Origin of the sequence: Streptomyces actuosus (assembly GCF_016921115.1) — a bacterium.
GTDB lineage: Bacteria > Actinomycetota > Actinomycetes > Streptomycetales > Streptomycetaceae > Streptomyces > Streptomyces actuosus_A.
Map to the genome: position 1 here is coordinate 1 of NZ_JAFFZS010000185.1, position 465 is coordinate 465.

The window sequence follows — 465 nt, forward strand, 5'->3', positions numbered from 1 at the left end:
TTCTTTTTCTGTTGGTCGACGGATTCGAAGCTCTGGCGGATTCGTTCGAAGTGTTCGAGCTCTTTGGCGCTGTTTGTTTATTAGCCACTGCATATTGAAAAAAAGCAAGTGTGTTGAAATGGAGAAGACATACCTAACACTAGGAACCAGTTCATCTTGAGCCGCCATATAATCCTCCTCAGTGACAACCACGGCAACATCCTCCGGCGTAGCGTAGTGATCAAAGAAGTACGCCGTACTAACAGGTTCACCTGGTAACTGGCGGATCTTCTCATCTACCGCCAACGCCTTACGAGTGACGGCCTTAAGCATGGCATCCGAGCACAGCGCATACAAATCCGCACCGGTATACGTAAATGGCAGACGCTCCGCAACACGATGCAGCGAGAGTTCTGGGTGAAGGGTAAATTTCCGGGACAGGGCTTCCAGGATCGTAGCTTGCTTCTCGTGTGTGTCTGATATACC

General features: G+C 49.9%; 1 protein-coding gene. It reads right to left on the bottom strand.

Annotated elements, in window-relative coordinates; translation table 11 throughout:
- Positions 1 to 465 (bottom strand): hypothetical protein (locus JS756_RS38395; RefSeq protein WP_205387477.1); only part of this gene is annotated, 465 nt, incomplete at both ends.